This is a genomic window from Methylobacterium thuringiense, assembly GCF_022179645.1.
GTDB classification, from domain to species: domain Bacteria; phylum Pseudomonadota; class Alphaproteobacteria; order Rhizobiales; family Beijerinckiaceae; genus Methylobacterium; species Methylobacterium thuringiense.
The window spans coordinates 96,436-117,772 of sequence record NZ_BPRA01000001.1 but is presented as its reverse complement, the minus strand read 5'-3'; the positions used below and the strand labels follow the sequence as shown (position 1 = coordinate 117,772).

10 protein-coding genes are annotated in these 21,337 nt (G+C 66.1%); 6 read left to right on the top strand and 4 right to left on the bottom strand.

The genetic code is table 11. From position 1 onward, the window contains the following. Nucleotides 1–161 precede the first annotated feature (161 nt). From MFF07_RS00500 to MFF07_RS00490, 3 genes are all read left to right on the top strand, one after another. Complete coding sequence (locus tag MFF07_RS00500; RefSeq protein WP_147816222.1) at nucleotides 162–3,053, top strand: EAL domain-containing protein; 2,892 nt, start codon at nucleotides 162–164, stop codon at nucleotides 3,051–3,053. 164 nt (nucleotides 3,054–3,217) lie between these two features. Beyond that, nucleotides 3,218–3,586 carry a hypothetical protein gene (locus MFF07_RS00495; RefSeq protein ID WP_147816224.1) on the top strand — a complete coding sequence of 123 codons (369 nt, stop codon included), beginning with the start codon at nucleotides 3,218–3,220 and terminating at the stop codon, nucleotides 3,584–3,586. Between the two features lie 47 nt (nucleotides 3,587–3,633). After that, the gene (locus MFF07_RS00490; RefSeq protein WP_147816226.1) at nucleotides 3,634–4,578 is read left to right on the top strand and encodes a ferredoxin reductase domain-containing protein; all 945 of its coding nucleotides are present in this window, start codon (nucleotides 3,634–3,636) and stop codon (nucleotides 4,576–4,578) included. A 57-nt stretch (nucleotides 4,579–4,635) separates the two neighbouring features. Here the strand turns inward: MFF07_RS00490 and MFF07_RS00485 are convergent, their stop codons facing one another. Further along, nucleotides 4,636–7,176, bottom strand: a complete 2,541-nt coding sequence (locus tag MFF07_RS00485; RefSeq protein WP_147816228.1) for a glycogen/starch/alpha-glucan phosphorylase — start codon at nucleotides 7,174–7,176, stop codon at nucleotides 4,636–4,638. A gap of 390 nt (nucleotides 7,177–7,566) precedes the next feature. Here MFF07_RS00485 and MFF07_RS00480 point away from each other — a divergent pair, with 390 nt between their 5' ends. The 3 genes from MFF07_RS00480 to MFF07_RS00470 all read left to right on the top strand — a co-directional run bounded on the left by MFF07_RS00480 (nucleotide 7,567) and on the right by MFF07_RS00470 (nucleotide 11,922). Next, nucleotides 7,567–9,171: an alpha-amylase family glycosyl hydrolase gene (locus tag MFF07_RS00480; protein ID WP_147816230.1), complete on the top strand. Its 1,605-nt coding sequence runs from the start codon at nucleotides 7,567–7,569 to the stop codon at nucleotides 9,169–9,171. Between the two features lie 104 nt (nucleotides 9,172–9,275). Then, nucleotides 9,276–10,832 carry a glycogen synthase GlgA gene (gene glgA, locus MFF07_RS00475; RefSeq protein WP_238230327.1) on the top strand — a complete coding sequence of 519 codons (1,557 nt, stop codon included), beginning with the start codon at nucleotides 9,276–9,278 and terminating at the stop codon, nucleotides 10,830–10,832. A gap of 634 nt (nucleotides 10,833–11,466) precedes the next feature. Beyond that, nucleotides 11,467–11,922 (top strand): TY-Chap domain-containing protein, encoded by a 456-nt coding sequence (locus MFF07_RS00470; protein WP_238230325.1) that lies wholly within the window; start codon nucleotides 11,467–11,469, stop codon nucleotides 11,920–11,922. A gap of 78 nt (nucleotides 11,923–12,000) precedes the next feature. On the opposite strand, the gene glgB is transcribed toward MFF07_RS00470, so the two are convergent. The 3 genes from glgB to MFF07_RS00455 form a co-directional block, all read right to left on the bottom strand. Then, nucleotides 12,001–14,340 (bottom strand): 1,4-alpha-glucan branching protein GlgB, encoded by a 2,340-nt coding sequence (gene glgB / locus MFF07_RS00465; protein ID WP_238230323.1) that lies wholly within the window; start codon nucleotides 14,338–14,340, stop codon nucleotides 12,001–12,003. 16 nt (nucleotides 14,341–14,356) lie between these two features. Then, nucleotides 14,357–17,608, bottom strand: a complete 3,252-nt coding sequence (treS, locus tag MFF07_RS00460; RefSeq protein WP_147816235.1) for a maltose alpha-D-glucosyltransferase — start codon at nucleotides 17,606–17,608, stop codon at nucleotides 14,357–14,359. A 167-nt stretch (nucleotides 17,609–17,775) separates the two neighbouring features. Then, entirely contained in the window at nucleotides 17,776–21,159 is a 3,384-nt protein-coding gene (locus tag MFF07_RS00455; RefSeq protein ID WP_238230321.1) for a maltotransferase domain-containing protein, read from the bottom strand. Nucleotides 21,160–21,337: the final 178 nt, after the last annotated feature.

Sequence of the window (21,337 nt, the reverse complement as noted above, 5' to 3'; positions counted from 1 at the left end):
ATCCGCGCGACCCGTCTCCGGGTGTCGCGGCATTTGAGCGGTGGGCACTCCCGCGCCGTGGGGCTCGCCGCCTTGCTCGGGGAATGCCGCACCGATACCACTTGTCCGGCTCGCTCGATCCCGTGCCACGGTCGCAAAACGGCCCCCAAGAAAACGTCCCGTTGCGCCAGATCCCCCTCGTTCTCGCATTGCTGACGGCGCTCCTGGGCGCCCTCGGCTTCACTCTGCCCGCGCAGGCGGTCGAAGCCGTACGCGTGAAACTCGATGCGCCGGCCATCGACCTGACGCCGACGATCGAGCGCTACCGCTCGGACGGCGACCTCATCCAGATCTCGACGGCGCCGGGCAAGGACGGGATCGTGCGCCGCATCGTCGTCAAGGCGCGCGAGACGGGGGCGCGGCCGGACTGGATGGTGTTCGCGCTCACCAACGACACCGACGAGCAGATCGACCGGCTGCTGGTCGCCCCGCATTTCCGTCTCGTCGGTTCGGGGGTCGTCTGGCCGGATCTCGGCGGATCGCGCATCGCCGCGATCACGGCGAGCGAGGGCATCCGCCCCGACCGCGACGAGAGCACCGACGCCGACCAGTTCCTGATCACCCTCGATCCCGGCACCACCATCACCTACGTCGCGGAGCTGAAGGGACCGAACATCCCCCAGGTCTACCTCTGGGACCAGGATGCCTATCGCAAAAAAACCAGCGGCCTGACTCTCTACGAGGGCATCATCATCGGCATCGCCGGCCTGCTGGCGCTGTTCCTGACGATCATCTTCGTGGTGAAGGGCGCGATCATCTTTCCAGCTGCCGCGGCGTTGGCTTGGGCGGTGCTGGCCTATGCCTGCATCGATTTCGGGTTCTTTCAGCGCGTCTTTCCGACGACCGAGGTGGTCGAGCGGGTCTACCGGGCCTCCGCCGAGGCGGTACTGGGGGCGACGCTGCTCGTCTTCCTGTTCGCCTATCTCAACCTGTCGCGCTGGCACGTGCGCTACAGCCACGTCGCCTTCTTCTGGCTGGCCTTTCTGGCCGGGCTCGTCGGGCTCGCCGCCTTCGACCCGCCGGTGGCGGCCGGCGTAGCGCGGATCTCGATTGCTGCGGTGGCCGGCGTCGGCCTGCTGCTGATCCTCTACCTCGCCGTCCACAACGGTTACGACCGGGCCATCCTGCTGATTCCGACATGGCTGCTGCTGCTGTTCTGGGTGGTGGCCGCGGCCTTCACCGTCACCGGACAGATCGGCTCCGATATCGTGCAGCCGGCGCTGATCGGCGGCCTCGTGCTGATCGTGATGCTGATCGGCTTCACGGTGATGCAGCACGCCTTCGCCGGCAGCGGCATGAGCCACGCCCTCGTCTCCGACACGGAGCGCCGGGCCCTGGCGCTGACGGGCGCCGGCGACATCGTGTTCGATTGGGACGTACCGGGCGACCGCGTCTTCGCGGGGCAGGAGATCGAGAGCCAGCTCGGCCTCAAGCGCGGGGCGCTCGAAGGTCCTGCCGCAAATTGGCTGGGGCTACTGCATCCGTTCGATGTCGAGCGCTACTCGGCGGCACTCGATACGGTGATCGAGGAGCGGCGCGGACGCATCCTGCACGATTTCCGGCTGCGCTCCGCCTCGGGCCCCTACTACTGGTACCGCCTCAAGGCACGACCGGTGATCGGGACCGATGGAGAAGTGGTGCGCATCGTCGGCACCATCGCCGACGTCACCGAGACCAAGACCGCGGAGGAGCGGCTGCTGCACGACGCGGTGCACGACAGCCTCACCGGCCTGCCGAACCGCGAGCTGTTCTACGACCGGCTCGATGCCGCCCTGGCCCTCGCGGGACAGGACCAGCGCCTTAAACCGGCGGTGATCGTGCTCGACATCGATCGCTTCAAAGCGATCAACGATGCCATCGGCCTATCGGCCGGCGACTCGATCCTGCTGACGCTCTCGCGCCGGCTCGGCCGACTCCTGCGGCCGCAGGACACGCTCTCCCGGGTAGCCGGCGACGAGTTCGCCGTGATCCTGCAATCCGAGCGCGACCCCGACCGCATCCTCTCCTTCGCCGAGATGATCCGCCGTGCGATCGCCACCCCCGTGACCTATGCCGACCGCGAGGTGTTCCTGACCGTCTCCGTCGGCATCGCGCTCTACGAAGGCGGCCAGGGGAATGCGGCACCGAAGCGCGAGGACGTGTTCAAGAACGCCGAGATGGCCATGATCCAGGCCAAGCGCGGCGGTGGTGACCGCACGGATGTCTTCCGGGCGACCATGCGCAACGAGCGCTCGGACCGGCTCATGCTGGAGAGCGACCTGCGCAAGTCGCTGGAGCGCGGCGAGATCAAGGTGCTGTTTCAGCCGATCGTGCGGCTCGAGGATCGCACCGTCGCCGGCTTCGAGACGCTTCTGCGCTGGGATCACCCGAAACTCGGACGCATCCCGCCCTCGACCTTCCTGCCGGTGGCGGAGGAGACGGGTTTTATCGTCAACCTTGGCAACTTCGCCATTGAGCGGACGGCCCTCGAACTCGCGGCGTGGCAGCGTTCGCTCGAAGTCGAGCCTCCGATCTTCGCGACCGTCAACATCTCGTCCCGTCAACTTCTGCGGCACGACCTCCTGCACGACGTGAAGACGGTTCTGGCACGCTCGGGTGTGCTGCCGGGCTCGCTTAAGCTGGAGCTCAGCGAAAGCCTCGTGATGGAGAATCCGGAATACGCAGCTCAGATGCTGGCGCGTATCCATGATCTCGGCGCCGGTCTGTCGCTTGACGATTTTGGCACGGGTTATTCCGCCCTGTCGTACCTGCAGCGCTTCCCCTTCGACACGATCAAGATCGACCATACCTTCGTTCGGCAAATGGGCTCCGGCCGTACCGCGATCCTGCGGTCGATCGTCAGGATGGCGCAGGAACTCGGTCTGGCCATCGTTGCCGAGGGTGCGGAATCCGAGGCCGATGCGCAGGGCCTGCAGGATGTCGGGTGCGATTATGCGCAGGGTGCCGCCTTCGGCGAGCCGATGACGGTGCTCCAGGCTCGCCAGCTCGTCGGAGCCGCCCCGGAGGCGGCCTGATCGGGCTCGGCGACAGAGATCGCACAGCACATCGCCGGATGATCGGGGGCCGCCGGCTCGCGGCGGGCGGCTTAAAGCTCCCTTAACCATGTCACCCCAAAGTCCTGTGGAGACACGAGGATCGCGCTCGACGCGGTCGGCGGATGGTTTGCGGAGACGGTGCAATGGCCGAGGCGGCGCGGCGGACGGGATACGGTCACGGCTCTGACGTCGTGCGGCGTCTGATCGCGCGGCCGATCCGCATGCGGGCAACGCCGGCCGTCAGGACGGTCATGCCCGATCTCGAACCGGCACAACCTGCCGCGATCACCCCGGGCATCGACGAGACCGATGCTCCTCCCTCGGACATCGCGCGGCTGCGCACCGAGATGATGCTTCTGAAGGCCGTGCTCATGGCCGAGCGCCGCGAGAATGCCAGCCTGCGAGCCTGCGTCGGCTTCGACGATGCCGATCAGACGCTTGGAGACGAAGCGCGTGCCGTTCGCGATCGCTGGGCGACCCTGGTCGACAGGCTGCTGCATCCCTCCGCCTGACCCGATCGACACGCGTCCAACGTCATTCATCGAAGCGGGAGACGGCCATGAGCGCCCGTTGCTCACTCGTCGTCAACGGCAAGTCGGTGCGTGTCTCCACGGGAGACACTCCGGTCGACGCTGCCGTGACAGACGGCATGATCACACCGATGCAAGGGCTTCACGGAACGGCGATGTCCGGCCAGGGCGCCGCGCCATCCGGGCGCCGGGCAGAGCCGCGCGGCTTCCGGCCCGAGCCGATGCGGCTTACCCTGCCGGCCGCAAACCCGATGCACGCCCCCGGCGAGCCGGAGCCGGCCGCGGACTCCGTCAAGCGCAGCGGCAGCATCACCGAGATCAGCAGGCTTTGCCCGGGCGTGGTCGAGGCGATCGTGACGCTTGCCAACCCCCTCCCCTTCCAGCCGGGACATCAGGTCGTGCTGACCATGGCCGGATGGCATCCCGTCACGCTGACGCCGTCGTTGCGCGTGGACGGCGCCGCGGAACTCAACGAACTGGTCTTCCATATCGGCTGTGAAGCCGGCGTGGTCGGAGGCTCGTTTGCCGGTGAGCTCGAACTCGGCAAGCCGGTCAGCGTGAAGGGGCCGGTAGGTCGCGGGCAATACCGGCCCGGCGGCGGCCGTTTGGTGCTGGTCGCCGACGAGGCGGGTTTCGCAGGTATCTGGGCCATCGCCCGGGCGGCCCGCTACATCGAGCCGGCCCGCGAGCAGACCCTCGTCGTCGGCGCACGCGATCCGCTCGACCTCTACATGCAGCCGGCACTCGACTGGCTGAGGGCCACCGGCGTGGCGCGCATCGTCACGGTCGCCGACCGAAACCGGCAGCGCCCGCCGGACGTGAAGCCCGGCCCGCTCACCGCCCATATCCCGATGCTGCGTGCCAACGACGCGGTCCATGTCTCGGGCCGCGCCGCGACTGTCGGCGCCGTCGAAGTACTCGCCGCGAGCGTCGGCGCGCGCTGCTACACCATCCCGCTCGACCCGACGCTCTGACAAGAAAGGCCCGCGGCGACGGATCGCGGCGGGCCCTTTGGTCGGACAGCGTTGTGGTCAGGCGACCTTCACCCGCCAGATCTCCGCCGCATATTCGCGCATCGAGCGGTCCGATGAGAACCACGCCATACGCGCGGTGTTCAAGATCGCCGCACGCCACCAGGTTGCCGGACGCTTCCAGGCGGCGTCGATCTCCCGCTGAACCCGCCAATAGTCATCGAAGTCGACGGTGATCAGGTAGGGATCGTGATAGCGCACGCCGTCGACCAGCGAGCCGAAGCGGCCCCGCTCGTCCGGTGAGAACATCCCCGATCCGATGGCATCGAGCGCCTTGGCGAGCCGCGGCGATGCTGCGATCGCCCGCTGTGCATAGGCATGCTCGGTGACGCGTGCCTGCACGCCAGCGGCGTCGAGGCCGAAGATGAAGATGTTGTCCGCGCCGACATGGTCCCGGATCTCGATGTTGGCCCCGTCGAGCGTGCCGACGGTCAGTGCGCCGTTTAGCGCCAGCTTCATGTTGCCGGTGCCCGAGGCCTCCATGCCGGCGGTCGAAATCTGCTCGGAAAGGTCGGCCGCGGGAATGATCGCTTCGGCTAGGCTCACCGAGTAGTTCGGCAGGAAGACCAACTTGAGCCGGCCGGCGACGTCGGGATCGTCGTTGATCGTGCGGGCGATGTCGTTCGCCAGCTTGATGATGAGCTTGGCCTGGACGTAGCTCGGCGCCGCCTTGCCGCCGAAAATTTTGACCCGCGGGGTCCAGTCCTTGTGCGGAGCCTCCTTGATCGCCTGATAGAGCGCGACCGTCTCGATCAGGTTCAGGAGCTGGCGCTTGTATTCGTGGATGCGCTTGATCTGGACATCGAACAGGGCCGACGGATCGACCGAGATGCCGGTACGCTCGACGATGACCTGCGCGAGTTTACGCTTCTTGGCACGCCGAACGGCCGCATAGCGTTTGCGGAAATCCGGATCATCGGCGTAGTCGGTGAGGCCGATGAGCAACTCGGGATCGTCGAGGACGCCCTCGCCGACCGTCTCCACGGCCAGGGCCGTCAACTCGGGATTGGCGTTGTGCAGCCAGCGGCGGAAGGTGATGCCGTTGGTCTTGTTGACGATTTTTTCCGGTTCCAGATCGTGGAGCGGCTTGAACAGCGTTGATTTCAGCAACTCGCTATGCAGGGCCGAGACGCCGTTGACGCGACGGGAGCCGTGAAAGGCGAGATGGCCCATCCGCACGCGCTTGCCGTGCGATTCGTCGATGAGCGAGACGGCGGCGACGTGGGCGGAGTCGCTCTTGCCCTGCTTCGCCTGCTCTTCGAGATGGGTCCAGTTGATCAGGTAGATGATCTGCATGTGGCGCGGCAGCAGTCGCTCCATCAGCTCGACCGGCCAAGTTTCCAGCGCCTCGGGCAGCAGCGTGTGGTTGGTGTAGCCGAGGGTGTTCGTGGTGACGTGCCAAGCGTCCTCGTAGGAGAAGTCGTGCTCCTCCATGAGGATGCGCATCAGCTCCGGCACGGCGATGGCGGGGTGGGTGTCGTTGAGCTGGATCGCGGCGTGGTCCGGCAGCGAACGCAGGTCGCCGCGCTCGTTCAGGTGCCGGCGCACGAGATCCTGCAGCGAAGCCGAGGTGAAGAAGTATTCCTGGCGCAGGCGCAATTCCTGGCCTTCGGCCGAGGAATCGCTGGGGTAAAGCACGCGCGAGATCGACTCCGCCCGGGCGCGCCCGGCCACCGCGCCGACATGGTCGCCGTGGTTGAAGCGGGCAAGCTCCACCGGAGCGTCGGCCTCGGCCTTCCAGAGACGCAGCTGGTTCACGTGCTTGCCCCGCCAGCCGACGACCGGGATGTCGTAGGCCACTGCGTTGACGGTCTCGGCAGGGTGCCAGTGGCGGCGGATTAGGTCGCCGTTCGCTGACATCGTGACATGGCCGCCGAAGCCGATCCGGTAGGTGGATTCCGGCCGCGGAAACTCCCAGGGGTTGCCCTCCTCGAGCCAGGTCTCCGGCGCCTCGCGCTGCCAGCCGTCTTCCATCGATTGGCGGAAGATGCCGTGGTCGTAGCGGATGCCGTATCCGATCGCCGGGATCGACAGGCTCGCCATGCTCTCCATGAAGCAGGCGGCGAGGCGGCCGAGGCCGCCATTGCCGAGCGCGGCGTCGGGTTCGGCCTCCTCGACCTCGGTCAACTCGACGCCGAGATCCTTCAGGGCCGCCTTGGTGGTCTCGACGAGGCGCAGATTGTTCATCGCGTCCGACAGCAGCCGGCCGATCAGGAATTCGAGAGAGAGGTAATAGACCCGCTTCTCCGGGACCTTGCCGCCGGTTCCCTCGTGGCAGGCGTCGATGACGCGGTCGCGAAGCGCCAAGGCGGTTGCCGCGAACCAGTCGCGATCGCGGGCACTCTCGGGTGTCTTGCCGAGCGCGTAGACGAGCTTTGCCCGGATCGCCTCGCGCAGCTCGACGACGGAATCGCCGTTGAAGAGCTTTTCCTTGGCGAGTGCCCGCGTCGCCGCGGAATCCTTCGCAAACTTGGCGGAGGACGACGCGGACGCGTCCGCACCGCCCGTCGGCTCATGGCCGGCCTGAGCTTCGTTCAGCATCGTCAAGTCCCCCTTCGTCGCCGCCGGAGCGCGATCGGATTCCGGATGCCTCACGCGCTTCTGTCGACGGTGGTCGGCTCCAGAGTTCTGGTCCGGCATGGTGTGTCCAGCTTCGTGGTTCTGTCGAGACGTCGTCATAGTACAACCCTGCACTACAGGCGCTGTGCCCGCCCATCTGTGTCTCAGTCGACACAGACCGCAACCCGCCACCGACGAATTGACCTTGCCGGCGCACGTTTGAACGCTTTCTGCACGGACGGGCCAGCGGCATCGCTCCGATCGTACGTGGTGAAAGCTCGGCGCAAGCCTTTTGATTCGGCGGCTCGCCTCGGCCGCCTACACCGGCTAAGCCTGAGCCGTGCAGTCTCAGGATTCGGCAGGGAGTCTCGCATGTCCGGCACGGTCTGGTGGAAGAGCGGGACCGTTTATCAGATCTATCCGCGCTCGTTCCAAGATAGCGACGGAAACGGTGTCGGTGATCTGCGCGGGATTACGCAACGGCTCGACTATCTCGCCTGGCTCGGCGTCGACGCGATCTGGATCTCGCCGTTCTACACTTCGCCGATGGCGGATTTCGGCTACGACGTCTCGGATTATTGCGGCGTCGATCCGTTGTTCGGCACGCTCCACGATTTCGACGAGCTCATCGCGGAGGCCCATCGGCGCAAGCTGAGGGTCATCCTCGACTTCGTGCCGAACCACTCGTCGATCGCCCACCCGTGGTTCGCCGAGAGCCGCGCATCGCGAAACAGCCCGAGGCGGGACTGGTACATCTGGCGCGATCCGGCACCGGACGGCGGCCCACCCAACAACTGGCTCTCGAATTTCGGCGGCCCGGCTTGGACCTGCGATGCGGCGACCGGGCAGTACTACTACCATGCCTTCCTGCCCGAGCAGCCCGACCTGAACTGGCGCAACCCGGACGTCAGGGCGGCGATGCACGACGTGCTGCGTTTCTGGCTGAAGCGCGGCGTCGACGGTTTCCGAGTCGACGTGATCTGGCACCTGATCAAGGACGAGGGGTTTCGCGACAATCCGCTTAATCCGGCCTTCGTGCCGGACCTGCCCGAGATCAACCGCTTCGAGCAGATCTATTCCTGCGACCGGCCGGAGGTGTTCGACATCATCGCCGGGATGCGGGCGGTGCTGCGCGAGCACGGCGAGCGCGTGCTGATCGGCGAGATCTACCTGCCGATCGAGCGGCTCGTCGCCTATTACGGCGACGACCTCACCGGCGCCGACCTGCCCTTCAACTTCCAGCTTCTCAGCACGGCATGGGAAGCGGAGTCGGTGGCGGCCCTCGTGGAGGAGTACGAGGCGGCCTTGCCCGTGGGCGGCTGGCCGAACTGGGTGCTCGGCAACCACGACCGGCCCCGCATCACCGACCGCGTCGGCGAGGCGCAGGCCCGGATCGCCGCAATGCTGCTGCTGACGCTGCGCGGCACGCCGACGCTCTATTACGGCGATGAGATCGGCCTCGCGAATGTGGTGATTCCGCCCGACCGGGTGCAGGACCCCTGGGAGTTGAACGAGCCAGGCCACGGTCGCGACCCGGAGCGCACCCCGATGCAATGGGACGATACGCTCCATGCCGGCTTCTCGACAGTCGAGCCCTGGCTGCCGCTCAGCACGGATGCCGCCCGGCGCAACATCGACGAGATGCGCGACGATTCCGGCTCGATCCTGACGTTGCACCGCCGCCTGCTCCACCTGCGGCGCGACCACGCCGCGCTCTCGGTCGGCGGCTATCGCACCGTCTCATCGGCTGCAGAATTGCGTGAAGGTCTGTTCGTCTACGAGCGTTTCGAGGGCGATGTGACGGTGCGGATCGTGCTCAACTTCGGCGACTGCGAGCGGCGGCTGATGCTGCCGGCCGGCACGACCTGGGCCGTGCTGCTATCGAGCCGATCGGGACGCTCGGGCGCAAGCGAAGCCGGCGAACTAAACATCGCTCCCAACGAAGGCGTGATCCTGATGCCGCACATAGAGATCTGATCGCAAAAAATGCTGCGGTGCGAGAGACGTGGCAGATTCGTTAACCTAGAAGATGGCCTGGATTGTGCAACGCAACGAGTCCGTTGCAACACGGGACCGTTCGCATGCCGACGCCTGGGCTCGACCACGAGACAGTCAGCCAGACCCCCATCGAGATCGGCCGGCCGCCGGTCTCGGGTGGCAACGCGCCCGTTGCCGTTCCCACCTACCGCACATCGCTCGCGCCCCGGGTTCTGTTCGCGACGCCGGAGATGGCGGATTTCGTGAAGACGGGTGGGCTCGGCGAAGTCGCCGGCGCCCTGCCCCGTGCCCTGCGCAAGCACCACGACGTCCGGGTGCTGATTCCCGGCTACCGGCAGGTGGTGGAGAGCTGCGGCGACATCGCGGTGGTCGCGCATCTGCCGGGCTTCGCCGACGTGCCGCCGTGCAATCTCGGCTTCGTCGAGACCGCGGACGGCCTCGGCATCTATATCCTGCTGTCGGCCGACCTGTACGACCGCGACGGTTCACCTTACGGCAACGCCGCAGGCGATTTCCACGACAACGATCTGCGCTTCGCCCGCCTAAGTCTCGCTGCCGCGGAGTTGGCGCGTGGAGCCGATCCGGCCTGGTCCGCCGATCTCCTGCACCTCAACGACTGGCAGACGGCGCTGGCGCCGGCCTATCTCGCATGGCGTGGAGCGCGTACGCCGAGCGTGCTCACCATCCACAATCTCGCCTATCAGGGCCTGTTTCCCCGCGAGACCGTGCATCGGCTCGGGCTGCCGGAGGACGCCTTCCGCGTGGACGGGGTCGAGTTCTACGGACAGCTCTCGTTCCTGAAGGCCGGGCTCTACTACGCTTCACAGGTCACCACGGTCAGCGAGACCTACGCCCGCGAGATCACCACTCCGGAATCGGGTTGCGGCATGGACGGACTGCTGCGCACCCGCGCCGCGCAAGGCCAGCTTGCCGGCATCCTCAACGGCATCGACGAGAGCTGGGACCCGCGTGTCGACCCACATCTCGCCGCCCGCTTCGAGGCCGGCGACTGGAAGGGCAAGTCGGCGAATGCCGAGGCCGTGCGGCAGGGCTTCGGCCTCGCCGTCTCGCGCGGCCCGCTCTTCGCCATCGTCTCGCGGCTCGTGCACCAGAAGGGCATCGACCTCAGCCTCGACGCTGCCCGCACGATCCTATCCGAGGGCGGACAGTTGGTGGTGATGGGCCAGGGCGAGGGTCATTTCGAGGAGGCACTCCGCGGCCTCGCCGAGCGCAATCCGGGCCAAGTCGGGGTCCATATTGGTTTCAGCGAAGAAAACGCCCGGCGCGTCTTCGCAGGAAGCGATTTCCTGCTGATGCCATCCCGCTTCGAGCCCTGCGGGCTGGCGCAGCTCTATGCCCAGCGCTTCGGCTCGCTGCCGATCGTCCACCGCACCGGCGGGCTCGCCGATACCGTCGAGGATGAGGTGACCGGTTTCAGCTTCGGCGAAGCGTCCGTGGGCGGCCTCACCCAGGCCGTGCGGCGGGCGATCGACGCCTTCGGCCGCAAGAAGCGGCTGAATGCCATGCGGCATACGGCGATGTCGCGCGATCGTGGGTGGAACGGCGCGGCGCTCGATTACAGTGCACTGTATGCGCGAGCCTTCGGCAACAATGCACCGCGGCGTTGGCAGGCTGCTTAAGTCATTCTGAGCAGTATGACCGTTTGGTGACTTGAACGCTCTTTGACGACTCATTGCCGCATGTGGTCTCTTGAAAGGGTCGCGACGTCCGAGGAGGCGTCGATCCTGCCGACATCACATGCGAGACCGACATGCGCTTTTCCAAGTACGGCTGGGCGCTGTGCGTGATGATCGCGACCTGTGTTGCCGTGTCGGCAGAAACTGCGCCGCCGATCGCCGATGCGCTGGCGAATATCACCGTGCTCGTGCGGCCCGGACGGGTCGGCTACGTCACCGTCTGGGACGGCAACAAGTACGTCCAATGCCGTCGCGTGCCTGATGATTCTCTGCACTGCGAAGCGGGCGGTGTGACCATGCAGCCATCCCTTGCGGCGGTTCTCGATCCCAACCGCCTCCAAATGCTTGGTAATCTTGGCTGGTCTCTCGATCGCAGCTTCGGGAACTACATCCGAACATTTCCGGCGCCGATGTCGTACGCGGTGGTCGCCGAACAGATCCTCGAAGTGCTGACTCGAGCTTACGAGGCCAATCCCACCGACCTGGAAATCAATACGGATTGGATTGCAGACATACCTTGCCCTCCACGAAACGGGCCTTACAGAATCTTGCCGGTTCCGTCAACGACGCCCCGGCCATGCGCGCATTCTCCATTCGGACCTGTGAGTTCAAAGCCGAGCCACCTCCTCTCAAGGCGGAGACGCGCGAAGATGTGCTGGCGCAGTATGGAGGGATCGTCGCGGCCGAACTTCAGCGCCTCCGCATCAATGCAAAGCGCCGGGTCTATACCGTCTTTGATGTTGGGATCGGATACATACAGTGCGCGCCGAAATCTCCGATGCGCATTCTGTTTTGCGAGGCGCAATCGGCTGAAAGCTGGCCGGCGCTTGCCGTCGTGCTGACACCGCAGCGCGTCGCGAGGCTTCAGGCCGCGGGGTTTGCCGCACCGGGCCGATCCCCCAACTATTGGAGAGATTATCACCTCGATGAGATGTCAGACGCCGATCTCGCGAAGGAACTGCTGTCGCTTCTTGGTGATGTTTATGGATATTCCGGCTCGACCCGATTGATGATCAAGACCGAGCAGTTTTGAAACTTGGAATTGGGGTCGCGCTCGCGGACCTGCGAAAGCGACCCCCCGTAGTCGAAATTTCTTTCTCTACTGTAGTGCTCAACTCTCTCTGACCAAGATCAGAGTCCCGAGCGGCGGCAGCTTCAGGCTCAGCGAGTGCGATTGGCCGTGGCTCGGAACGGCCTCGGCGTGGAGGCCGCCCATGTTGCCGACGTTCGAGCCGCCGTAGCGCTCGGAATCGGAGTTTATCGCCTCACGATAGAAGCCGCCGGCCGGCACGCCGACGCGGTAGCCGTCGCGCGGGACGGGCGTGAAGTTCGACACGACGATCGCGATCTCGCCTTCGTTCTGGCCTTTCCGAGCCCAGGCGATGACGCTGTTGTCCTGATCGTCCGCAACCAGCCACTGGAAGCCCTCCGGCTCGAAGTCGCGCGAATACAGCGCGGGCGTCGCCCGGTAGACGTGGTTGAGATCGTGGATCAGATCCTTCACGCCATTGTGGAGGCCGTCTTCGAGCAGATGCCAGTCGAGGGACTGGTTGTGGTTCCACTCCTTCTCCTGAGCGAATTCGCCGCCCATGAAGAGCAGCTTCTTGCCGGGATGCCCCCACATGAAGCCGAAATAGGCGCGCAGGTTCGCGAACTTCTGCCAGCGGTCGCCGGGCATCTTGCCGAGCAGCGAACCCTTCCCGTGCACGACCTCGTCGTGTGAGAGCGGCAGCACGAAGTTTTCGCTGAAGGCGTAGAGCAGCCCGAAGGTCAGGTTGTGATGGTGGTAGCGGCGGTGGATCGGATCCTCGCTGATGAACTTCAGCGTGTCGTGCATCCACCCCATGTTCCACTTGAAGCCGAAGCCGAGGCCGCCGGTGTAGGTCGGGTGCGAGACGCCCGGCCAGGACGTCGACTCCTCGGCGACCGTGATCGTGCCGGGCGCGTGGCTGTAGGTCGCCTCGTTGGTCTTGCGCAGGAAGTTGATGGCGTCGAGATTCTCATTGCCGCCGTACTGGTTCGGCACCCATTCGCCGGCGCGGCGCGAGTAGTCGAGGTAGAGCATCGATGCGACGGCATCCACGCGCAGGCCGTCGAGGTGGTAGTGCTCCAGCCAGAACCGGCCGTTGGCGGCGAGGAAGGACGAGACCTCCGAGCGGCCGAAATTGTAGATGTAGGTTCCCCAGTCCTGGTGGAAGCCCTGGCGCGGGTCGGCATGCTCATAGAGATGCGTTCCGTCGAACATCCCGTGCGCGTGGGCATCGAGCGGGAAGTGGCCGGGCACCCAATCGAGCAGGACGCCGATACCGGCTTCGTGCGCGGTGTTCACGAACGCGACGAATTCGTCCGGCGTGCCGAAGCGGCTCGACGGCGCGAACAGCGAGACCGCCTGATAGCCCCATGAGCCGTCGAACGGGAATTCCGTGATCGGCAGCATCTCGATATGCGTGAAGCCAAGTTCCTTTACGTAGGGGATCAGCCGCTCGCCGAGTTCCTTGTAGGTCAGGTAACGGTTGCCCTCCTCGGGCACCCGCATCCATGAGCCGAGATGGACCTCGTAGATCGAGATCGCGACATGGCGCGGATCGCGTTCGCCACGCGAAGCCATCCAGGCCTTGTCATGCCAGACCGGCTCGTGTCCGCCCTGCAGGACGGACGCTGTCTCCGGCGGATGCTGGGCGCGGAAGGCGACCGGGTCGGCCTTGAGCGGCAGCAGCGCACCGTCGGGGCCGCGGATCTCGTACTTGTAGGTCTGGCCGGATTTCAGCCCAGGAACAAACAGCTCCCAGACCCCGCCGCTCTGCCAGAGCCGCATCGGGTGGCGGCGGCCGTCCCACTCGTTGAAGTCGCCGACCACGCTGACCTTGCGCGCATTCGGCGCCCAGACGGCGAAACGATAGCCGTCGATGCCGTCCTGCTTGCGCTCGTGCGCGCCGAGCACCTTGTAGGTGACGTTCGAGCCGATCTCGCGCAGCGCCTCGATGTCGTGCGCCTCCAGCGTCGTGCCGAAGCCGTAGGGATCGAAACGACGGCGCTCGCTGCCATCCCACTGCTCGACCGCGATCTCGTAGAGCGGCCGGCCCTGGCTCTCGACGGTGGCGACGAAAAAGCCCTCGGGATGCGCCTTCTCGAACGGCACGCGCTGCCCGCCGACGAGCAGCGTCGCACCCTTGGCCTCCGGCAGGATCGCTCGGACCTCCCAACGGCCCTCGCTCACCTGATGAGGGCCGAGCACCGCGAAGGGATCGCCATGATCGGCCCCCATCATGGCGGCGATCGCATCGTGATGCAGCGTCGTCGCGCGCGAGGGCGACGACGCCTTCGGCGTCACCGAACCCGACTGTGCCGCGCCGGTCCGCGAGCCGAGGTCACGGGACGCTCCATCCGCAACCGGGGTGCTGGTCACCGGGGTGGCAGCCTTCGTTGCGAGCTTCTCGTCCGCATCCGTCATTCAGTGGGGTCTTCCCTTAGCTTCGCTTGGCTTCGTCTAGAATGTTGAGAACCCCGCGTGCCGGGATTTCGATCCAGTCCGGACGGTTGTTGATCTCGTAGTCGACTTCGTAGAGCGCCTTGGCGATGAGGCTCAGACGCAGCAGTTGTTCGAAGGTCGAACCGTCCGCGACCGCGGCGCGGCTGCCGGCGACGGCACTTGCGTAGCCTTCGAGGAAGGCCGCATCGATCATGCCACGCCAGGCGATGGCTGCGTTCCGGGCCCGCTCCTCGCTGTCGCCGAAGCGAGCCGCGATCTCGCGCACCACAGTCTCGGCGCCGTAGGCGAACGACCGCAGCATGCCGGCGACGTCCCGCAACGGCGTCGACTTCGCCCGCCGCACGTCCACCGGACGCGACGGCTCGCCCTCGAAGTCGATGAAGATGAGGTCGCCCTCGGAGGCCAGTACCTGCCCGAGATGGAAGTCGCCGTGAATGCGGGTCTTGTAGGCCCCGATCGGTGGGCGCTCGGATAGCTGTTCGATGAGCGCTTCGACCTCGGCGCGACGTCCCGCCAGCGCCTGGCTCGCGGAGCCGGGCGCCCAGGCCGCGACGGCGGCCAAGCCGGTGAAGGCGCGCTTCGCCTGCGCATGCGCATCCGCGACGAGCGTCGCCAGATCGTCCTCGCCGAACGGCTCGGCCGCGAAGGCCGGGTCGTCGGTTTCGATGGCAAAAGCCTTGTGCAGCTCGGCCGTGCGGCGCCCCAGCAGCTCCGCCCAGCGGCGATGATCCTTGAACGCCTCTTCGGGGCTCGGTGCCTCGCTCTCCGGAACGAGAACCAGGATGTCGAAGTCCCGGCGCAGGCCTTCCAGCATCAGAGTCCAGGCATCACCCTGGTTGCGCACGAAGCCCTGCAGCACGGCGAGCGCCGTGCGCGTTCCGTCGGCCTCGACGTGTTCGAGGGTGCCGAGCAGCTGCGGCGTGTTCGGGAAATGCGCCTGCTCGGTGAGGAAGCGGCCGACCTCGACTTCCGGGTGCGTGCCGGTCTGCAGACGGCGCAGGATCTTCAGCATAGCCTTCGAGCCGAGGGCGATTGAGGTGTTGCTCTGCTCTGCCGAGAGGCGGCGGACGTCACCGGGCTCGAACGTGACCTCATGGTCGTAGGCCTCGGTCGTCGCGAAGACGAGCTTGCCGCGCTCGGTCGGGATCTCGCGACCCTCGCGCATGCCATCCACGATGCAAATCGGGAAATCCGAGGATGCGACCGCGCCATAGAGCAGGCCGGTGCGCGGACCGCGCCGGACGCGTGCCACGGCGTGTTCGAGAAGCGTCTCGTCCTCGCGGCCCTCGTCGACGCCGACCGGCACGAAATAATCGTGCGTGTCGCCGTTCGAGAGCTGGATCTTCAGACGCGGCAACAGGAAGCGCGGCTCGCCGCCGACTTCGAGGGTCGCGCAGTCGGTGACCTGCACGCTCTTGATCCGCGAACCCTTGGCACCGAACCAGCGGCGGGTGGCCAGGAACGGCGGGATCACGGTGCGCTCGAAGGCCGTGCGCTCGCGGCCCGCCATCAGGCTCTCGACGCCGCCGGTGAGGACGAGCGTGAACAGCTCGGGCGTCAGCGGCTGCGGGCCGATCTGGCCGGTGTCGGAATAGCTGAGCGAGAACCAGTAGAAGCCATAGGCCGGCAGCGTCAGCAGGTAGGGCAGATCGCCGATCGCCGGGAACTCGGAGCCGCCGGTCAACTCGACGGGGATCGCGCCGCGCAGGTCCGACAGGTCGAGCTGCACCGCCTGGGGTGCGCGCGACAGGTTCGCGACGCAGAGGATGCGCTCGTCCTCGAACTCACGGAGCCACGCCAGAACCTTGCGGTTCGACGGGTAGAGAAACTGGATCGTGCCGCGACCGAGCGCGGTCGAGTTGTTGCGGATCGCGATCATGCGCCGCGTCCAGTTCAGCAGGCTGGTCTGGGCCTGCGTCTGGGCTTCCACGTTGATCGCGTCGAAACCGTAGATCGGGTCTTGGATCGACGGCAGAAACAGCTTCTGCGGATTGGCGCGGGAGAAGCCGCCGTTGCGGTCCGGAGACCACTGCATCGGCGTACGCACGCCGTCGCGGTCGCCGAGATAGATGTTGTCGCCCATGCCGATCTCGTCGCCATAGTAGAGCACCGGCGTGCCGGGCATCGACAGGACGAGGGACTTCATCAGCTCGATCTTGCGCCGGTCGTTCTCCAAGAGCGGCGCGAGGCGGCGGCGGATGCCGAGATTGATGCGGGCACGGCGCTCGGCCGCGTAGAATGACCAGAGGTAATCACGCTCCTCGGCCGTCACCATTTCGAGCGTCAGCTCGTCGTGGTTGCGCAAGAAGATGGCCCATTGGCAGCCGTCCGGGATCTCCGGCGTCTGACGCATGATGTCGGTGATCGGGTGCCGGTCCTCGCGGGCGATCGCCATGTACATCCGCGGCATCAGCGGGAAGTGGAACGCCATGTGGCATTCGTCGCCGTCGCCGAAATACTGCGCGGTCTCCTCCGGCCACTGATTGGCCTCGGCCAGCAGCATGCGGTCCGGGTAGCTCTCGTCCAGTGCCGCGCGGATCGCCTTGATGACCGAGTGGGTCTCCGGCAGGTTCTCGCAATTCGTGCCGTCGCGCTCGATCAGGTAGGGGATCGCGTCGAGGCGCAGCCCGTCGACGCCCATGTCGAGCCAGTAGCGCATCGTCTCGATGACGGCTTCCAGCACCTTCGGGTTGTCGAAGTTCAGGTCCGGCTGGTGGCTGTAGAAGCGGTGCCAGAAATATTGCTTGGCGACCGGATCCCAGGTCCAGTTAGACGTCTCGGTGTCGAGGAAGATGATGCGCGTGTCGGAATACGGCGTGTCGGTGTCCGACCAGACATAGAAGTCGCGCTCGGGGCTGCCGGGAGGCGCCTCGCGGGCGGCCTGGAACCAGGGATGCTGGTCCGAGGTGTGGTTGATGACGAGCTCGGTGATGACCCGCAAACCGCGCTCGTGCGCCGCCGCGACGAACCGCTGGAAGTCCTCCATCGTCCCGTAGGACGGGTTGACCTCGCGATAGTCGGCGATGTCGTAGCCGTCGTCGCGGAGCGGCGAGGGATAAAACGGCATCACCCAGATCGCGGTGACGCCGAGGTCACGCACGTAATCGAGCTTCTGCGTCAGGCCCTCGAAATCACCGATACCGTCATTCGTCGAGTCGAAGAACGACTTGACGTGAATCTGGTAGATAATGGCATCGCGGTACCATTGGGGATCGCTGCGATCGATCATCGCGTCGCTGCCTCAGTCTCGGTTCGGGAGCATTTCTGACGACCTTGGGGCCCGGATCGAGATCCGGGCACGAAGGCGGCGAGCGCGGTTCTGACCGCTGATCTTGGCGTTAGCGCGACCTGAAAAGGCCGTGCTGTGTCGCGCCGCACCGGGTTACACGCCCGCACCTATTGCGCAACCCGCCGTGGCACTCTGAGGCGCCAGATCACGCAAGAACGCTCGGCCGGATCGAGGGCGATGCGATGGCCGCGGCCACGCAGTTCGAACGTGTAACCCTCGAGCAGATCCTCGACCTCGAGCGCACCGTCATCTGGCTGGCCGAACAGCCAGAGCGGGATCTCGTAGGAGCATTCCTGCCGGCTCTTCGGGTCGAGGTTCACCATCGTGAAGACGCAGTTGTCGCCATCCGGCGTCATCTTGGCGTAAGCGATGATGTTGGCGTTGTCGGCGCCGGTGAAGACGACGTTGCGGAAGTCCTGCAGCGCCGGATTGTCGCGACGGATCTGGTTGAGCTTGACGATATGCTCGCGGATGTTGCCGGGCCGATCCTCGTCCCAGGCCTTCAACTCATACTTTTCCGAGTGAAGGTACTCTTCCTTGCCGGGATAGGGCGCGGCCTCGCACAGCTCGAAGCCGCTATAGATGCCGTAGACCGAGGAGAGCGTCGCCGCGAGGGTCGCCCGCACCACGAATCCCGGCCGGCCGCTGGTCTGCAGATAGTACGGATTGATGTCCGGCGTGTTGCCGAAGAAGTTCGGGCGGTAGTACTCGCCCATCTCGCCGGCGAGCTCGACCGAGTAGTCGATGAGTTCCTGCTTCGTGTTGCGCCAAGTGAAGTAGGTGTAGCTCTGCTGATAGCCGGCCTTGGCGAGCTTCTTCATCATCTTAGGCCGGGTGAAGGCCTCGGCCAAAAAGATCGCGTCGGGATAGCGGCCGTTCACCTCGCGCAACATCCACTCCCAGAACGGGATCGGCTTGGTGTGAGGGTTGTCGACGCGGAAGATCCGGACGCCGAGCGCGCACCAGCCCATCACGATGTCGCGAAGCTCGGTCCAGAGCCCTGGCAGCGCACCGCCGTAGAAGCTGACGTTCGAGATGTCCTCGTACTTCTTCGGAGGGTTCTCGGCGAATTTCAACGTGCCGTCGGGCCGCCACTCGAACCATTCCGGATGCTGCTTGATCCAGGGGTGATCGGGCGAGCACTGGATCGCGAAATCGAGGGCGATCTCCATGCCGTGAGCATGGGAGGCGGCGACGAGCTGGCGGAAATCGTCGAGCGTGCCGAGTTCGGGATGCACCGCCTCGTGGCCGCCCTCGGCCGCGCCGACGGCGTAGACCGAACCGACATCGCCGGGCTCGGCCTTCAGCGTGTTGTTCTTGCCTTTGCGGTTGGTGCGGCCAATCGGATGGATCGGCGTGAAGTAAAGCACGTCGAACCCGAGCTGGCGGATCTCAGGCAGGCGCCGGACCACGTCCTGAAAAGTACCGTGCCGGCTCGGATCACCCGATTGCGAGCGCGGAAAGATCTCGTACCAGGCCGAGAAGCGGGCCGCGAGTCGATCGGCGATGACAGGTATGTCGACCGGATAACGCGAGAGGTTCACGCGCTCGGCGTTGCGCCGGATCAGGGCAGCCGAATCCGGCGCCAGGATTTTGTCGAGGACAGCGGGCGAGGCTTCCTGCTCGGCGGCGAGAGCGGAAACGAGGGCGGCGAGCCGTTCCTTGTCACGCCCCGTCGCAAAGTCGGCGGCGATTTGGACGAGTTCGACACCCTCGACCGTCTCCAGCTTCACATCCACGCCGGCGTCGCGCTTCTTCAGCGTGTCGCGCGCCCAGGACGAAAAGCCGTCGCGCCAAGCCTCGACGGTGAACTCGTAGCGGGCGTTGCGCTCCAGCGGGAATTGGCCCGCCCAACGGTCGTTGTCGACGAAGACCATCGGGTCGCGCCGCCATTCGCTCTCGCCGACGATACGCGAGAGGACCGCGGCGTCGATGATCTCATGGCCGTCCGAGAAGATGTCGGCCTCGACGCTCACGGACTCGCCGACGACCCGCTTCACCGCCGATCGGCCGCCATCGATTTCCGGCGTCACCGCCTCGATGACGACGCGGCCCTCGCCGTCAGGCGATGTCGGCTTTGGCGCGGATTTTTCGCTGGGGGCGTCGGCCGCGAGGATACGCAGTTCGCCCGGCAGCAGGTCGATGCCGGCGCCGGGGTGGAAGGCGATCGGATCGGCGTCGGGCGTGCGATCGACGAAGGCGCCGAGCCGGCCGCCCGTCCGCGCGATCAGCCGGCCGGCATCGACCGGCACCGGAGCATTCGTTGGGTTGTAGAGCACTAGGGTGCCATGGGTGGCCGAGGCCGCGTGGCCGGTATCGGTGCGGAACAGCGCAACGTAGGCCGCGTCGGGCGACGAGAGGCGCGCCTGCGCACCCTCGACGTTGGCCGAGGGCAGCTCGGCCTTCAGGGCGTTGATCGCGGTGACGTAGGCCGAAATATCGATGCCGGTATCGTGCTCGCGCGAGCCCGGCGTCGTGTCGACGACGTGCAGCGCGCGGCGATAGCCCCACTCGTAGCCGATCGGCATCAGCACGCCGGCCGAGAAGAAGGCCGAGAGCGCGTAGCGAGTCTTGAGATGCGCGGCGATCGCCTCAGGCCCACCGCCCGTGCCGGCCGCGAGGCGCGGCATGTCGTGGTTCTCGGGGAAGGCGATCGACGGCGCGATGACGCGCAGGCGGTCGTATTGCTCCAGCGCCCAGGGCGCCTTGAGATCCCACCAGGCGAAGGAGTTGAACAGGTAGTCGAAGCCGGCGCCGGCCGTCGCCTGCGCCTCCTCGAAGGTGCAGCCGAGCGTCTCGGCGGCGAACAAGGTCGCCGGCTCACGCGTCTTGGTGGCTTCGATCAGCGCCCGCCAAACCTCGGCCGGCACCTTGTAGGCGGCATCGCAGCGGAAGCCACGCACGCCGAGGCCCTGGAGCTTGGCGATGTAGGCATCGAAGATGCGCGTCAGTTCGTGGCGCGCGTGCTCGGAATGGTAGTCGAGCTCGATCAGGTCGCCCCAGACGGTCTTCTTCGAAGGATCGTCCGGATCGACGGCACCGGGGCTGACCGGCTTTCCCTCGCCGTCGCGCATGAACAACTCGGGCCGCTCCTGCAGCAGGCGGGCGTTGTCGGCGGTGTGGTTCACCACGAGATCGGTCATCACGGCGACGCCCTGCGCCTCGGCCGCGCGGCAGAAGCGGACGATCTGCTCGTCGTCCGAGGTTCCGTCGATGTCGCGAAAGCGCTCGTCGAGACGGTCGGGGTCCTGCACGGCGTAGAGGCTGCGCGAGCCGCCGGTCTGGTGGAACGGATTGAGGTAGATCCAGTCGAAGCCGAGGCCGGCGATGCGCGGGAGTTCCGCCGTCCAGGCCGAGACCGTGCCGACGAGGAGCGGAAACAGGTTGTAGATCCGCGGACCTTCGGCGCGCGGCGCCAGCGCGGCCGGCAATCCCACCGTTCCGGCGTCGGTGCGCGTTGCGGCGCTCTTAGGCGTGGTCGGTGCGTTCATGGTCGGCCTCCCTCGGCACGCGTCTTTGGCGTGTCGTCGTGACATGGTGGTGATACCGGCGGCCGTAGAGAGATCGGCTCATCGAGCGATCGGCCGTTGGCAAGCGCAACTGCGCATCGCCGCTCGCGCGGCGGATGGCTTCCGGGGCAAAGCCTCGAAAGCCACTGGTATAAGTCGG

Excerpts from the sequence above, each read along its gene's own strand:
- MFF07_RS00495 (WP_147816224.1), top strand. The coding sequence starts at position 3,218 with ATGGCCGAGGCGGCGCGGCGGACGGGATACGGTCACGGCTCTGACGTC.
- MFF07_RS00490 (WP_147816226.1), top strand. The coding sequence starts at position 3,634 with ATGAGCGCCCGTTGCTCACTCGTCGTCAACGGCAAGTCGGTGCGTGTC.
- MFF07_RS00485 (WP_147816228.1), bottom strand. The coding sequence starts at position 7,176 with ATGCTGAACGAAGCTCAGGCCGGCCATGAGCCGACGGGCGGTGCGGAC.
- MFF07_RS00480 (WP_147816230.1), top strand. The coding sequence starts at position 7,567 with ATGTCCGGCACGGTCTGGTGGAAGAGCGGGACCGTTTATCAGATCTAT.
- glgA (WP_238230327.1), top strand. The coding sequence starts at position 9,276 with ATGCCGACGCCTGGGCTCGACCACGAGACAGTCAGCCAGACCCCCATC.
- MFF07_RS00470 (WP_238230325.1), top strand. The coding sequence starts at position 11,467 with ATGCGCGCATTCTCCATTCGGACCTGTGAGTTCAAAGCCGAGCCACCT.
- glgB (WP_238230323.1), bottom strand. The coding sequence starts at position 14,340 with ATGACGGATGCGGACGAGAAGCTCGCAACGAAGGCTGCCACCCCGGTG.
- treS (WP_147816235.1), bottom strand. The coding sequence starts at position 17,608 with ATGATCGATCGCAGCGATCCCCAATGGTACCGCGATGCCATTATCTAC.
- MFF07_RS00455 (WP_238230321.1), bottom strand. The coding sequence starts at position 21,159 with ATGAACGCACCGACCACGCCTAAGAGCGCCGCAACGCGCACCGACGCC.